Annotated in this window: 13 protein-coding genes; 9 read left to right on the top strand and 4 right to left on the bottom strand. The window is 54.8% G+C overall.

Annotated elements, in window-relative coordinates; genetic code table 11:
- Positions 1-297: 297 nt before the first annotated feature.
- Together ndhM and JJD41_RS05670 are read left to right on the top strand one after the other, a co-directional pair.
- Positions 298-636, top strand: coding sequence for an NAD(P)H-quinone oxidoreductase subunit M (gene ndhM / locus JJD41_RS05675; protein WP_200665096.1), 339 nt, complete (start codon positions 298-300; stop codon positions 634-636).
- A gap of 282 nt (positions 637-918) precedes the next feature.
- Positions 919-4,329: a PAS domain S-box protein gene (locus JJD41_RS05670; RefSeq protein WP_200665095.1), complete on the top strand. Its 3,411-nt coding sequence runs from the start codon at positions 919-921 to the stop codon at positions 4,327-4,329.
- Here the strand turns inward: JJD41_RS05670 and JJD41_RS05665 are convergent.
- Complete coding sequence (locus JJD41_RS05665; RefSeq protein ID WP_200665094.1) at positions 4,326-4,853, bottom strand: tetratricopeptide repeat protein; 528 nt, start codon at positions 4,851-4,853, stop codon at positions 4,326-4,328. The genes JJD41_RS05670 and JJD41_RS05665 overlap by 4 nt on opposite strands.
- A gap of 168 nt (positions 4,854-5,021) precedes the next feature.
- Here JJD41_RS05665 and JJD41_RS05660 point away from each other — a divergent pair, with 168 nt between their 5' ends.
- On the top strand, positions 5,022-5,459 hold the full coding sequence (locus JJD41_RS05660) for a hypothetical protein (RefSeq protein WP_200665093.1): 438 nt from the start codon (positions 5,022-5,024) through the stop codon (positions 5,457-5,459).
- 61 nt (positions 5,460-5,520) lie between these two features.
- On the opposite strand, the gene argB is transcribed toward JJD41_RS05660, so the two are convergent.
- Both argB and JJD41_RS05650 read right to left on the bottom strand, forming a co-directional pair.
- Entirely contained in the window at positions 5,521-6,417 is an 897-nt protein-coding gene (gene argB, locus JJD41_RS05655; protein ID WP_200665092.1) for an acetylglutamate kinase, read from the bottom strand.
- Positions 6,418-6,539: 122 nt separating this feature from the next.
- Positions 6,540-7,049, bottom strand: coding sequence for a shikimate kinase (locus JJD41_RS05650; RefSeq protein ID WP_234488716.1), 510 nt, complete (start codon positions 7,047-7,049; stop codon positions 6,540-6,542).
- Between the two features lie 212 nt (positions 7,050-7,261).
- Between JJD41_RS05650 and JJD41_RS05645 the strand changes: the two genes are divergently transcribed.
- From JJD41_RS05645 to JJD41_RS05620, 6 genes are all read left to right on the top strand, one after another.
- The gene (locus tag JJD41_RS05645; protein ID WP_200665090.1) at positions 7,262-8,161 is read left to right on the top strand and encodes a YihY/virulence factor BrkB family protein; all 900 of its coding nucleotides are present in this window, start codon (positions 7,262-7,264) and stop codon (positions 8,159-8,161) included.
- A gap of 142 nt (positions 8,162-8,303) precedes the next feature.
- A complete protein-coding gene (locus tag JJD41_RS05640) occupies positions 8,304-8,681 on the top strand; it encodes a hypothetical protein (RefSeq protein WP_234488522.1) in 378 nt (125 codons plus the stop codon).
- A 113-nt stretch (positions 8,682-8,794) separates the two neighbouring features.
- Positions 8,795-9,304 (top strand): Dps family protein, encoded by a 510-nt coding sequence (locus JJD41_RS05635; protein WP_200665089.1) that lies wholly within the window; start codon positions 8,795-8,797, stop codon positions 9,302-9,304.
- 202 nt (positions 9,305-9,506) lie between these two features.
- Complete coding sequence (locus tag JJD41_RS05630; RefSeq protein WP_200665088.1) at positions 9,507-10,028, top strand: hypothetical protein; 522 nt, start codon at positions 9,507-9,509, stop codon at positions 10,026-10,028.
- Positions 10,029-10,101: 73 nt separating this feature from the next.
- The gene (locus JJD41_RS05625; protein ID WP_200665087.1) at positions 10,102-11,193 is read left to right on the top strand and encodes a DJ-1/PfpI/YhbO family deglycase/protease; all 1,092 of its coding nucleotides are present in this window, start codon (positions 10,102-10,104) and stop codon (positions 11,191-11,193) included.
- 264 nt (positions 11,194-11,457) lie between these two features.
- On the top strand, positions 11,458-12,666 hold the full coding sequence (locus JJD41_RS05620; RefSeq protein ID WP_200665086.1) for a hypothetical protein: 1,209 nt from the start codon (positions 11,458-11,460) through the stop codon (positions 12,664-12,666).
- A gap of 173 nt (positions 12,667-12,839) precedes the next feature.
- Here the strand turns inward: JJD41_RS05620 and JJD41_RS05615 are convergent, their stop codons facing one another.
- Positions 12,840-13,304, bottom strand: a complete 465-nt coding sequence (locus JJD41_RS05615) for a hypothetical protein (RefSeq protein WP_200665085.1) — start codon at positions 13,302-13,304, stop codon at positions 12,840-12,842.
- Positions 13,305-13,582: the final 278 nt, after the last annotated feature.

The following is a 13,582-nucleotide window of genomic DNA, read 5'->3' as shown; positions in this document are numbered from 1 at the left end:
GAGCCGTATGGGTTGAAAAACTATCTCATTCAAACTAGCTTATTGTCGCCGCGCTCGATGCCAATGTCACGGACGATCGCCTGCGAACGAGTGGGTTAACGTCGCGATCGCCATCCTCCAACCCCCCACGAATTCTCGCGAGCAGCCCCGCCACGAATACTGTCGAATCCTCGGCCAACTCCCGGTTGCCATCGTCGTCGACCTCGGCGATCGCCGTTCGGGGAGATCGAACTCTCGCAATCTCAACGAGCATGTCAAAATGATTGTAGTCTTATTGTTGCCCGTCAAATTCTCGTTATGTTACTCAAGTCCACAACTCGTCACATCCACATTTTTGCTGCCGAAGTCCTAGAAGGAGAACTCGTCGCCAGCAATGATGTTTTAACCCTCGACATCGATCCGGATAACGAACTCAACTGGAGCGACGAAGCCGTACAAAAGGTCTACCGTCAATTTGACGAATTGGTCGCTGCTTATCGAGGCGAACCGTTGACCGAGTACAACTTGCGTCGGATCGGCTCGGATTTGGAACATTTCGTGCGATCGCTCCTGCAAAAGGGCGAATTGAGTTACAACCTCAACAGTCGGGTGATGAATTACAGTTTGGGTCTGCCCCAAGTCGTTTCCCAAGAGTAATAGTTGCTACCCCTAACCCCCGGTACGATCCGGCCTTGCCGTCGCGATCGCGATCCGCCTCCGGCGTTGTGAAGCTATCGCTGAAGCGGACTCATTCTAACCCGATTGTTCCCTCGAACAATCGGGTTTTTCACGTGCCGCAACCCGCCTTCATCGATCGCCGTCAAGTCCTACAATCGAAATGAAGCGAAATCAAGCCTACTGACGATCGCGACAGAGGTCGAACCCCGTAAAATAGTTGGCTCGATCGCGTGCAAATTTTTGATAGTTCTGTGTTGAAAAATGTTGGCCCTCTCGAACCTTTCGGTTTTCGGTTCTTTCCTATCCCACGGACAAGATTTTCTGTGGAAGCCGGGGTTAGTATGGCTGCATTCGATCTCCGATCTCGCCATCGCGATCGCCTATTATTCGATCTCCCTCGTCGTCCTTTACGCGCTCCAAAAACGTCGGGACTTGCCGTTTCGCTGGCTATTTTTCTTATTCGTCGCCGTCCTCCTCAGTTCGGGGACGACCCATTTAATGGCGGCGTGGATCTGGTGGCACCCGGATGAGTGGCTCTCGGGTTGGGTCAAAGCACTCACCGCGACGATCGCCCTCGGAACCGCGATCGTCGCGCTCCCCTCTCTCCCCAAAGCCCTGAATTTACCCGATCGAGAAGCACTCGATCGCGCCTTAGCCCGGGAAATTGCCGAACGCGAACGCGCCGAAGCCCACTATCAAATTATGGCCGACGCCATGCCGTTCGGGGTCTGGATGTGCGATCGCGAGGGCAAGGTCACCTACGTCAGCGCCTCGTTCCTCCATCTGCTCGACATGACGTTAGAAGAATGTCGTGCTTCCGGCTGGATCGGACGCTTGACCCCTCCCGACGTCGCCCCGACTTTGGCCGCGTGGCGTCACTGTTTGGCGACGGGACAGGTGTGGGACTGCGAATATAAAATTATCGGTAAAAACGGTCGAGAACATACGATCTGGACCCGAGGGCGTCCCTTGCGCGACGAGAACGGCGCGATCGCCTCCTGGGTCGGGATCAATCTCGATATCAGCGATCGCAAGCAGATGGAACGGGAACGCAACCAACTGCTCGATCGCCTCGCCACCAAACAACGGCTGTTAGAAGCGGTCTTACAACAAATGCCTGCGGGGGTCGTGGTCGCCGAGGCGCCCAGTGGCCGCATTTTACTGACCAACGACCGCGTCCGGGAGTGGTTCGACACCGAACCCACCCCGGTCACTCCCGTGGCGGCAGACTTGAAAGTGCATCCCGTCGAACCCGGCGATCGCGATCCGGACGCCGTCGAGGCGATCGCCCTGGCGCGCACGATCTCCACCGGAGAAGTCGTCGTCGAAGAACCCGTCGAAATCCGCCGTCGGGATGGCATCTGCCGCACCTTACTCACTCATTCCACTCCCGTTCGCAACCGCGACGGGGAAATCGTCGCGGGGGTCTGTACCTTGCACGACGTCACCGAACGCCAGCGCATTCAGGCGGAACGGGCGACCCTACTGGTCAAAGAACAGCAGTTGCGCCAACTGGCGGAACAAACGAACGAACGTCTGGCGGGATTGCACTACGTCACGGCGGGACTTTCGGAAGCCCTCACGGCGTCGGACGTGGCGGACGCGATCGTCAATACGGCCCTGGCGACCCTCGGCGCCACGATGGGGATTGTCTCGATCCTCGACGAGGACGCCGAGGAATTCCACAACATCCGCATGGTCGGCTATCCTCCCCAGGTGGTGGAACAGTGGCAGCGATTTAGCGCCACGGCGGCGGTTCCCATTGCCGACGCCACCCGCACGAAGACGACGATCGTCTTGGAAAATGCGGCGCAACGAGACGAACGCTATCCCCATCTGGCGGCGGTGCAAGCCTTGGGGAACCATCGTTCTCTGATTGTCAGCCCGATGATTTTAAACGATCGCGCGATCGGCGCCTTGGCGTTTGGGTTTGCCGAAGAACGCTCCTTGAGTCGCGACGACCTCTCCTTCGTGATGGCGTTGAGCCAACAATGTGCGTTGGCGTTGGAACGATCGCGGCTGTTTGAGGCCCAACGGCGGGCGCGTCGGGAGGTGGAACAAACGTTAGAAGCGTTGCGAGACAGCGAGGCGCGCTTTCGAGGGGCGATCGAGTCGAACGCGATCGGTATTGCGATCGCTAAGTTCGATGGCGAGTTGACTTACGCCAACGATGCTTTTTTAGAAATTGTCGGCGCCAAGCGCAGCGATCTCGACGCCGGAGGCTTGCATTGGTCGCCGATGGTGACCCCCGACTTGCGCGATCTCGACGCGCGACGCTTACGTCAGGGAACGCCGACCTTCGAGCAGGAATACTTACGCCCGGACGGCGATCGGCGTCAGATCCTGGTCAGCAGTACCTTGTTAGCTGGATATGAAGAGACGGTTTTATCTTTCGTTCTCGACCAAACCGAACGCAAGCGCGTCGAAGCGCAGCGCGATCGCCTCTTGAAGTTGGAACGGGCGGCTCGGTCGGAAGCGGAGGCGCTCAACCGCGTCAAAGACGAGTTTTTGGCGATCTTGTCCCACGAATTACGAACCCCGCTCAACCCGATTTTAGGCTGGGTGAAGTTATTGCGCAATCGCAACTTTGAAGGGGCGACGATGGATAAAGCTTTAGAGACGATCGAGCGTAACGCCCAGTTACAATCCCGTTTAATCGAGGATTTACTCGATATTTCCAGTATTTTGCAGGGTAAGTTAAATTTACAGGTCAAATCCGTTCCCCTCGATCGCCTTTTAGGGGCGGCGATCGAGTCGGTGCGTCTGGCGGCGCAAGCGAAGGCGATCGCCTTCGACGCCGATCTCGACGCCGACATCCCCCCGGTGATGGGAGACGCCAACCGCTTGCAGCAAATTTTCTGGAATTTACTCTCGAATGCGGTCAAGTTTACCCCCTCGGGCGGACGAATTACCATCCGCCTGGAAACGACGAAGGATCCGACCCGGGACGGCGAAGGCGCCGTCAACCCCAGGGAGATCCCCCTTCCCGAACCCGAATATGCTCAAATCGAGATCGCCGATACTGGAGAAGGGATCGATCCGGAGTTTTTACCGTTTATTTTCGACCGCTTCCGTCAGGCGGACAGTAGCACGACGCGCAAGTTCGGCGGGTTGGGTCTCGGTTTGGCGATCGTCCGCTATCTGGTGGAAATGCACGGCGGAACCGTGAAGGCGTACAGCGAGGGGGTGGGTCGCGGTACCTGTTTTACGGTGCGGTTGCCCTTGCGCGGCAGTTTCGAGGGGTCGCCGTCGGATCGGGAGCGATCGCCCTCGTCGGTTCCGGATCCCTTGGACGGGGTGCGGGTCGTGTGGCTCGATCGCTTTGCGGACTGTTTTGATGGCATCTGTACGATCTTGGAACGATACGGGATGCGCGTCGATCGCGTGGCGTCGGTCTCGGAGGCGATCGAGATCGGGAATGACGATCGCCCGGAGGTCTTGGTCGGCGACCTGGCGGTACTCGATCCGACGGAATGCGAGTTACTCCACGAGGCGAGACATCGTCAGGGGGGATCGGGGTCGCCGATTCGGGCGATCGCCCTCACGGACGGCATTTCGGCCACGGAACGCCTGCTGGCGGAGGGCTTCGATGGCCAGTTGCTCAAACCCGTGGAACCGGAAACTGTAATTCGGGCGATCGCCGATCTGTTGTCGGCCCCGGGCGAACCCTAACTCCATCCCGCCCAAATGCCCAGCAGGAGGACGATCGCCGCGATCGCAATCCAAATAAACCGATTGTCCTCGGTATTCACTTCAGACCAATCGATCGGCGGTTCCTCTCGTTGCTGCTGCTTCGGCGGGCGCCGCTTCGCGACCGCTTCCGCACTCAGTTGGCTGACTTTCGATTCCCCCTGTTCCATCTCGCTGAGGTCGGGAATTTTGACCAGCCAATCCGGTCGCGTCGTCAGTTCGGGGGCTTCGAGGATGTAAAGCAAGCGCCGCCCTTGTTTGCGCGTCTCGAAGGACGGATGGCGCGACAGTTCGCGACACAGGGCGATCGCCTCCTGACGCAATCCCGCCGCTTGATAGGCGCTGACCAACCACATTTGCACCTCACCCCCGAGGCGCGATTGGCGGGCTACTTCTTCTCTAGCCGCTTCTAAATGGGCGATCGCCTCGCGATAGCGACCCCGTTCGAAGGCATATCGACCTGCTTGATATTCGCTGCGAAACCGCTCTGGGGTTTGAGAACTCACGATACTTTAGCAATGTAAGCCTTGAATGCGTTCCGAGCTTAGCGCGATCGCCGTGCTTCTCGCAACGCGGCGATCGCCATTCCTACGAATCTTTTTCCCCGCACTCCCGTCAACTCCCCTAACCCCGATTTCCTTTTCTCCAATCCGTATCGATGAGGTTCTTACATCATGTTTCGATCTGACCGATTTTGTTTCCGTCGCCCCCTGCTCGCCGTTCTGACCCCCTTGAGCGCGGCGATCGCCTTTGCCGGAATCGGCGCCACTCCGGCCCGTGCGGACTTTTCCATCACCGTCGGCGATCGCGGTTGGTCCGTACAAATCGGACAACCGTCTTATCCCTATAACCCGCGTCTTTACCATCCCGCCCCCGTTTACCGATCGCCTCAAGTCATTTACCGCGATCGCTACCGCCAGTCCTATCCCGATCGCCATTCGGTGAGAATTCGTAACTCCACCCTCGTCAATCCCACCTTGGTCAACCCGACGATCGATCGCTCGATCTTAATTAACCCCACACTGATCGAAACCACCGATCCCTACGCCCCCCGCTACGACCGCACCCGTCGTTCGCGCCGGGTACGCGGGGTTTTACCCGGGGATCTGTGAACCTCCCTGGGGGCGCGTCCGGGCGATCGCCGCCCCACGCCCCCCTTGTTTCTGCCTCGGTCTAAGGCATAAACTCCGAAGCGACGATCATCGAGCCGATCCCGGAATCGGTGAACACTTCCAATAACAGGGAGTGAGGAATCCGACCGTCAATAATATGAGCGGCGCGCACTCCCTGAGCCAGCGATCGCACGCAACAGGTCACTTTCGGAATCATCCCCCCCGCTACGGTGCCGTCCTTAATTAATTCTCGCGCCCCTTGTATATCGACTTTCGTTAACAAGGTTGACGGATCGCGGTAATCTTGTAAAATCCCCGCCGTATCCGTCATCAAGATTAACTTCTCAGCCCCCAGGGCTGCTGCCAATTCTCCCGCCACCGTATCGGCGTTGATATTGTAAGCTTGTCCCGATTCGTCCGCCGCCACACTCGACACCACGGGAATGTAACCCGCATTGACCAAGGTATCGATCGCGTCGATATTGACCGTACTGACTTCGCCGACAAAGCCGATCCCTTCCTGTCCCTGGGGTCGCGCCGTGATTAAATTACCGTCTTTACCGCACAAACCGATCGCCGAACCCCCCGCCTGGTTGATCAGGGACACAATTTCTTTATTGACCCGACCGACTAAGACCATTTCTACCACGTCCATCGTCGCCGCATCGGTCACCCGCAAGCCATTTTTAAACTGGGGTTCGATTCCCAGTTTGCCCAACCAACTATTAATTTCCGGACCGCCGCCGTGGACGAGTACCGGACGAACCCCCACGCAAGACAAAAAGACCAAATCTCGCATCACTTGGTCTTTTAAGGTACTATCTTTCATCGCCGCCCCGCCGTACTTGACGACGATCGTCCGTCCGGCAAATTTTTGGATGTACGGCAGCGCCTCGCTGAGGACTTTGACGCGGATCGCGTCTGCATTCTTCTCGATGGATTCGTTTTCTGTGAGCATGGATGGCTAAATCGCGAGAAAAGGCTTTTATGGAAGTTTAGAAGAGGTTCGCGCCAACTACAACTCGGTACCCAACGCTTTTGCGCCGCCGGGCGATCGCCGTTCGCCACCCATGGTGGGTTTCAATTGAGATCGACCGTTGTCGTTTTGAGGCATTTGGGAATTTCGGCGATCGCCCGTCGCACAATGGCTTCCGGGGTTTCTCCTTCCCCGACGACCAAGCGCAAATCGGCTTGGGCGTATAACCCTTGTCGCGACGCCAACAGCGATCGCAAGGTCGCCAACGGGTCAGGATTTTGTAACAAAGGTCGGCTGCTATCCCCTTGCAGGCGTCGGTACAACTGTTCGGCGGAAACGTCTAACCAGACGACGAGTCCGTGATGCAAGTAACTCCAATTTTTGGGAGACAGAACGATCCCCCCTCCCGTGGCGACTAGCAATTTTTGATAGGCGCACAGTTGTTCGAGCACTTGACTTTCCAGTTGGCGGAATTGCGCCTCTCCCGCGTCGGCAAAAATTTGGGCGATCGAACATCCGGCAATTTCTTCGACCAGTTCGTCGGTATCGAAAAACTGATAGCCGAGTTCTCGCGCCAACAAGCGCCCGACGGTGGTTTTTCCCGACCCCATCATCCCGACTAAATACAGATTGACGTTTTGTAATAAAGAATCAGTCACCCTTGCTGTCACTCGATAAAATCTCTCAAGGTTGGCGAGTGCAATTTGACAATGGCAGCTCGACATTCACCCCATTAAAAATAACATCGAATGCGGCAGCCTCGAACTTCGCGATCGCCTTTTACAATAAAGCTCGTTGAGTAGCCGATTCAAACCTCGATTCGATCGTGAAATTTAAATTGATTTTCAAACTGCTTAAACTGACCTTCATCGCTTGGCAAAAGGACAAAGCCTCGCGACTGGCTGCTGCATTAGCTTATTACACCGCCTTTTCTCTCGCACCGATGTTAATCATCGTCATCGCCGTCGCCGGGTTGGTGTTCGGACAAGACGCGGCCCAAGGAGAAATCGTCGCCCAATTGCAGGGTCTCGTCGGACGCGAAGGGGCGCAAGTGATTCAAAATTTAATTGAAAACGCGCGCCGTCCTCAATCGGGAATCGTCGCCACGATCGCCGGAATCGCGATTTTGCTGTTTGGCGCGACGGGTTTGTTTACCCAACTGCAAGATGCCCTCAATACGATTTGGAACGTCCAACCGAAACCGGGACGGGGGATAAAAGGCTTGTTACAAAAGCGGTTTTTATCCTTTGCGATGGTCTTGGCGATCGCCTTTTTGCTGTTGGTCTCCCTCGCGGTGAGTGCGGGGTTGGCGGCGATGGGTAAATATTTCGACCACCTGTTCCCCCACGTCATTTTATTGTGGCAGGTGTTAAATTTAACCCTTTCGTTTGCGATCGTTACGGTTTTATTTGCCACCATCTATAAAGTGCTGCCCGATGCCAAAGTTGCCTGGAGTGACGTTTGGATGGGGGCGTCGATTACTTCGTTGTTATTCGCCGTGGGTAAATGGGCGATCGGTTTATACCTCGGTAATAGTAGCGTCGGTTCGGCTTACGGCGCTGCCGGATCCTTCGTCGTCATTCTGCTGTGGGTGAACTATTCGGCGCAAATCCTGTTTTTTGGGGCGGAATTTACCCAAGTCTACGCCAATCGCTACGGATCGCGGATCGTCCCCAATCGCCACGCGATCGCCCTCGGCGACTCCCCTCGTAACGATCGCCCCTAAGTCGATCGCGCGATCGCCTCGAAACCTTGCGGTCTCTACCTACAGACGTAATTCAAAGCTCTTACCAGAGATAGTTTGAGATGCCCCCTCCTACTGGTTAGGGTATTAATGTAATCGAACTAAACCGCAAGGAGGTTTATATATGAGCGTCGATCGCATCAGCCATAACGACAAACAAGTTAAAGAAGACCGCATGGAACCGGGTTACGATCGCGGCATCGAACCCGCCGAAATCGCCGCCCGCCAAGAACGCGAGGGCGAGAATTTCCAAAGTAAACCCGAAGACGGTCGTTCTGGAATCGATACGACGGGCGGTTATACCGTAGATAATGAAGGCCGCGCCAACAACTACGCGATCGAGCCGGAAATGTACGTCAACGAACCCGGCGACCTGCGCGAACGGGAAGAAGCGAACCGGGAAGCCCGCTTGCAAGAGCAAGAACAGGTCAAGCATCACGACGAAGAAGGCAAGTTGACCATGGAAGGCGATCGCCGGGGCAAAGGAACGGGCGTCATCTAAGTGCGCCGCCCCCTCGAAGACCGGGGGTTCTTCCCTCACTTCAATCCCCGCGTCCTTCCAAAAGCAATCGAGCATCTAAAACAGTTTTAAAACACATTTAAGGAGGTTTATTCATGACGACCGCTACAGGTACTCGTCCCGCCGCTACTCAACCGGAAATTAACATCGGGATCGACGAAGACAGCCGTCGCGAAATTGCTGCCGGATTGTCTCGGGTACTGGCCGATTCCTATACTCTGTACCTAAAAACCCATAATTTTCACTGGAACGTCACCGGACCGATGTTTCACATGCTGCATACAATGTTTGAAGAGCAGTATAATGAGTTGGCCTTGGCCGTGGACGAAATCGCCGAACGCATTCGCACGTTAGGCTTCCCCGCGCCGGGAACTTACGACGAATTCGCGCGCCTCAGTTCGATCGAAGAAGATCGCGGCGTTTTAGGGGCGAAGGATATGGTTCGCCGCTTGGTGGAAGGTCAAGAAAGCGTGGTCAGAACGGCGAGAGAACTGCTTGAGATCGCGGAAAAAGCGAACGACCAACCCACCCTCGACTTGCTGACTCAACGAATGCAAGTTCACGAGAAAACAGCTTGGATGCTTCGCAGTTTGCTGGCGGAGTGAACTTTTTCTCAATCTCAGTCTCCGAGGCGCGATCCGCCTCGCGCCGACTGAGGCGAACTGAGGATTGTCAATCGTCCTGGGGTTTCCAATCATGGAGAACCCCGCGATCGCCCCTCCCTTAGATTTGCCAAAATTTTCAAATTTTTTAGATGTTTTAGAACCTTAATTCAATTCTCCTGTAAAACAAACGAGGATAAAACCTATGTTCAACAACATGTTTAATCTAAACTCCCGTCTCGAACGCAATTTAAGCATTTTTGCCGCTATTTTAGGCGGATTGCTCTTCACTATGAGTGCCAGTCCGCGCGCGGCGATCGCCGAAACCCGCGCCAGCGATAAAGACGGCGAAAGGGCTAACGCCGAAATGTTAGCGCAAAGAACACCCCTACCGCGATCGCGTAACACCCCCGTCGCCGCAGTTCCCGACGACAACGGCGAATTTAGCATCCGCTTAGTCAACACCACCGCCGCACCCATTAAATATCAAGTCGTCGGCGATACGGAAGACCGCTTTTTAATGGGCGATCGTGAAATCACCCTCACCGGACTAGAAGACCCGGTAACCGTCACCTTCCAACGACAAGATGACGGCTTGTTACAAGCGGAAACGAAAGTGTTTTCTCAAGAAGGAATTTTAGAAATTACTTTCGACGAAACCACTGCCTTAGACATGGACCGCAACGCCTTGCGCGTCGATGAATCCGGGTGGGTTTACTTGAACTAACTTGAACTAACAACGAACGGGATTGCCACGAACTGAAAATCCCCTTCACCCCTGTAGTCATTAGAGGTCTTTTATGACAGCCGATAATTCTAAAAAGCTCAAAAAAGTTGCCATTTTAATCGAACAAAACGTCGAAGATTCGGAATTTCAAGTCCCTTACCAAGCCCTGCAAGAAGCGGGGGCGCAGGTACAAGTCCTCGGCGCGCGCATGAACGAAGAATATCGCGGCAAGTCGGGTAAAGTCAGCATTAAACCCGACGCCACCACCGCCGAAGCGCGTCCGCGCGAGTTTGACGCCGTGGTCATTCCCGGTGGTGGCGCACCCGACAAAATGCGTACCAATCGCAACACGCTTAGATTTGTCAAAGAAGCTGCCGCCTCGGGTAAATTAATTGCGGCGATCTGTCACGGACCGCAGCTTTTGATCGAAGCGGACTTACTGCGCGGTTGTCGCGTCACTGGATATCGCGCCATTCGCAAAGACATCGAAAATGCGGGCGGGACTTATATTGACGAACCTCTGGCGATCGATACCCAGTTGATTACCTCCCGTCAACCCGGCGACTTGCCGATTTTTACCACGGCGATTCTCTCTCGCCTGCAACTGGAAATTCCCGATCGCGTCCTTCCCGACGAAAACGACAGCGAGGCCCAGTGGTGGCAACTCGGTGAAGCCTGGGGCGGATCGAGTAAAAATGAGATTGTCGAAGGGTTGAATAAAGCCCTGGCTGGGGAACGCTACACCCAAGAGGCGTTTCGGCACTATGCAGACAAAACCGAAGATGCGGCTACCAGTTTGCTGTTACGCGAAATTGCCGAAACGAAAGGGCGTCACCTCGAACTGCTCGAACAACGCATCCGCACTTTGGGCGGACAACCCGCGATCCCGTCGTTTGTCGGCGAAGCGCTGGCAACGCTGACGAGTTGGTTACCGTCGAGTAACGACCTCGATATTTTACGTCGGGCTTTGGGCGACTTACAAACGGGGGCGATCGATGCGGCCCATCTGGCGTCTAAATATACGGATCCCGTTTCGACGATGATTTTTGCGACGATCGCGAATGAATTGGCTCACGCCGAATATCGCGTGGTGGAATTGTACGACGCGCGACTCGGGATCCGATCGCCCGAACCCGCGAAACCGACCACGGGAGTCGCGGTATAAGATCTCGGATCGATTCAGATCGATCGCGTCTTCTGCGGGAGGCGCGATCGATTTTAGATTTGAGATTGTTTAGATTTGAGATTGTTTTAATTTGAGATTTTGGTGTCGGACTTGCAGATCGCGCCAAAGTCTTGAGATGGCTGGATAGTTTTTGAGAATAGTTTTTGAGAATAGTCTTTGGGACTGTTTGGACGGCGGGGGCGATCGCCCTCGGTCGAGGGAAAAATTTTTTCTCAAAATATCCGATGTGATTGGAGGGTCAATATGGATAACCAGAAAAACTTGGATTTCGACTTTCAATTCGAGTCGAAGGCGTCGGAGGATCCGATCGCCCAAGCAATCGACGATCTGCAGCAAGAATTAGACCGCGCCGGGATCGAAGCCGATCGCCTCGCGATCGATCGCCTCTCCGAATTAATTCAAGCCATTGGCGCCATGGTGACCCAATTGGGCGAAAGCGCCACGGAAGCGGGAGTTTCCGCCGCCCGCGAGGTGGATATCTTCGTCGATCGCGCTACGGAAGAAACGGGAAAAACCCTCGACGCGATCGGCACTAATCCGGTTTTGAAACAAGTCGCCGGATGGTTGCACGCCGATTGGTTGCTCGCCTTTATCGGTCAAGTCGATGTTGACAAGGCGTATAGCGCCGTTCGCGAACTCCAGCAGGCCCATCCCAGCGAAACGCCCCCCGAAATTGCCCATCGCGTCATGTGGGACAAAGCGGTGCAGGCGGCGGGAATCGGGCTGGCGAGCAGTATGTTGCCCGGTTTCGCGATCGCCCTGTTCGGCGTCGATTTGGCGGCGACGACGGTGTTACAAGCGGAAACCATTTATCAAATTGCTGCCGCTTACGGGCTGGATTTAAACCAGTCGGCGCGCAAAGCGGAAGTTTTAGCGATTTTTGGCTTATCTTTAGGCGGTTCTGGCGCAGTTAAGGCAGGATTGGGGATTTTTCGCAATATTCCGATCGCAGGCGCGGCGATCGGCGCCAGTACGAATGCAGTGCTGCTTTATCTCCTCGGTTACGCCGCCTGTCGCTTTTACGAAGCTAAAGTCAATCCCCTCACCTCGGAAGTCACCGCACAAACGATCGCCCGCGACAGCGAAGCGTATTTAGAAAAGGCGATCGCCCAGAAAGAAATTATGGATCGGATTTTTGCCGAAGTTCTCGACGCCAGACATCCGGAAACGTCGCGATCGCAACTCCTGCGCGAGTTAGAGTTGATGGAGTTTACGCCGCGATCGATCGCCGTCATCGAAGCTCAGTTAGACGATCCGATTCATTTCGACGAGTTACTCGACCGACTCGACCGCGATTTTGCCGTTCCTCTCGTCGCCCAATGTTATCGCACCACGGCGCCGTCATCGGCGATGACGGAAGCGGAACGACAGATCGTCGAGGAGATCGCCGCTCGTTTCGATTTGAACTTAGCACAGATCCGCGAAAAACTGATTAAAAATCGGCGATCGTGAGGGGTTTTATCTCATTTTCGATCTCCGTTCGTCAAGCGAAAATCCCGATCGCGATTCTCCTACGCAGATGCTATGCGAACGCCGATTTGACGTCGTATTTGAGCGGGGAGGTGGGGCGGTCTTTTTTGTCGTTCGGCTTGGGGTTCGGCTTGTCCCAAGCTTTCCCTATCCCATCAGTTCCTATTGATTCCGATTAACTTCGGATAGCCTGTCGCGATCGCCGTGCGAAAATCGTATTTATACTGATTCAAAGACCAATTTTTTTCAGGTAACTGACATACGCCGCGATCGCTCCCCTCAATCGCGATTTCCAGGTTTCGATCGCGGTTTCGATCTAAGGCAATCGCGGGCTGTACCCCCTCATTTTCCGGTAAAAATACCGCTTCTATTCGTATTCTGCGATCGCGCGATTCCTTATAAATACTGAGGTTTTGTGCTGCGCTTGCACTCGGCTCATTTAGATCGGCTCCTTCGATGTTACCCCGAGGGCGATCGTCGCTTCCGAGGTCGGCGCGCGCTTCGTAGCGATCGAACAATAGGGTCGGTTCGGACAGTTCTCGATCGGTTTTTGGACTCGCTACAAACGCCCAAATTGCGATTACAATAAAAGTGGCGTGTAGAGAGCGTTTGAGAAACATATATTTTCCTGAATTCTCCTTTTTGTTTGTTGCACAATCCGCGATCGCGACTGTTTCTAGATGTTCTTATTCTTCATTGGCGCGATCGGGCGATCGGTAAATTTGTGATAATGTTTACATTTTGAATGATTTAGATGTTCGAGTTGTTCGGATTTTGAGGTTGTCACGATCTGAGCATGACGGCAAATCTACAAAAAATTTCGTCGATCTCCCCAACAGTTGCCCGATTGGGTAGGGGTAATCCCCGTCCGAGAGGGGTAAGGAAACTCCTAATCATG

This window comes from Oxynema mangrovii CENA135 (assembly GCF_016632315.1).
Lineage (GTDB): Bacteria > Cyanobacteriota > Cyanobacteriia > Cyanobacteriales > Laspinemataceae > Oxynema > Oxynema aestuarii.
This window is presented reverse-complemented; position numbering and strand designations above follow the sequence as displayed.

Excerpts from the sequence above, each read along its gene's own strand:
- JJD41_RS05630 (WP_200665088.1), top strand. The coding sequence starts at position 9,507 with ATGTTCAACAACATGTTTAATCTAAACTCCCGTCTCGAACGCAATTTA.
- ndhM (WP_200665096.1), top strand. The coding sequence starts at position 298 with ATGTTACTCAAGTCCACAACTCGTCACATCCACATTTTTGCTGCCGAA.
- JJD41_RS05660 (WP_200665093.1), top strand. The coding sequence starts at position 5,022 with ATGTTTCGATCTGACCGATTTTGTTTCCGTCGCCCCCTGCTCGCCGTT.
- JJD41_RS05615 (WP_200665085.1), bottom strand. The coding sequence starts at position 13,304 with ATGTTTCTCAAACGCTCTCTACACGCCACTTTTATTGTAATCGCAATT.
- argB (WP_200665092.1), bottom strand. The coding sequence starts at position 6,417 with ATGCTCACAGAAAACGAATCCATCGAGAAGAATGCAGACGCGATCCGC.
- JJD41_RS05635 (WP_200665089.1), top strand. The coding sequence starts at position 8,795 with ATGACGACCGCTACAGGTACTCGTCCCGCCGCTACTCAACCGGAAATT.
- JJD41_RS05650 (WP_234488716.1), bottom strand. The coding sequence starts at position 7,049 with ATGATGGGGTCGGGAAAAACCACCGTCGGGCGCTTGTTGGCGCGAGAA.
- JJD41_RS05670 (WP_200665095.1), top strand. The coding sequence starts at position 919 with ATGTTGGCCCTCTCGAACCTTTCGGTTTTCGGTTCTTTCCTATCCCAC.
- JJD41_RS05620 (WP_200665086.1), top strand. The coding sequence starts at position 11,458 with ATGGATAACCAGAAAAACTTGGATTTCGACTTTCAATTCGAGTCGAAG.
- JJD41_RS05625 (WP_200665087.1), top strand. The coding sequence starts at position 10,102 with ATGACAGCCGATAATTCTAAAAAGCTCAAAAAAGTTGCCATTTTAATC.
- JJD41_RS05640 (WP_234488522.1), top strand. The coding sequence starts at position 8,304 with ATGAGCGTCGATCGCATCAGCCATAACGACAAACAAGTTAAAGAAGAC.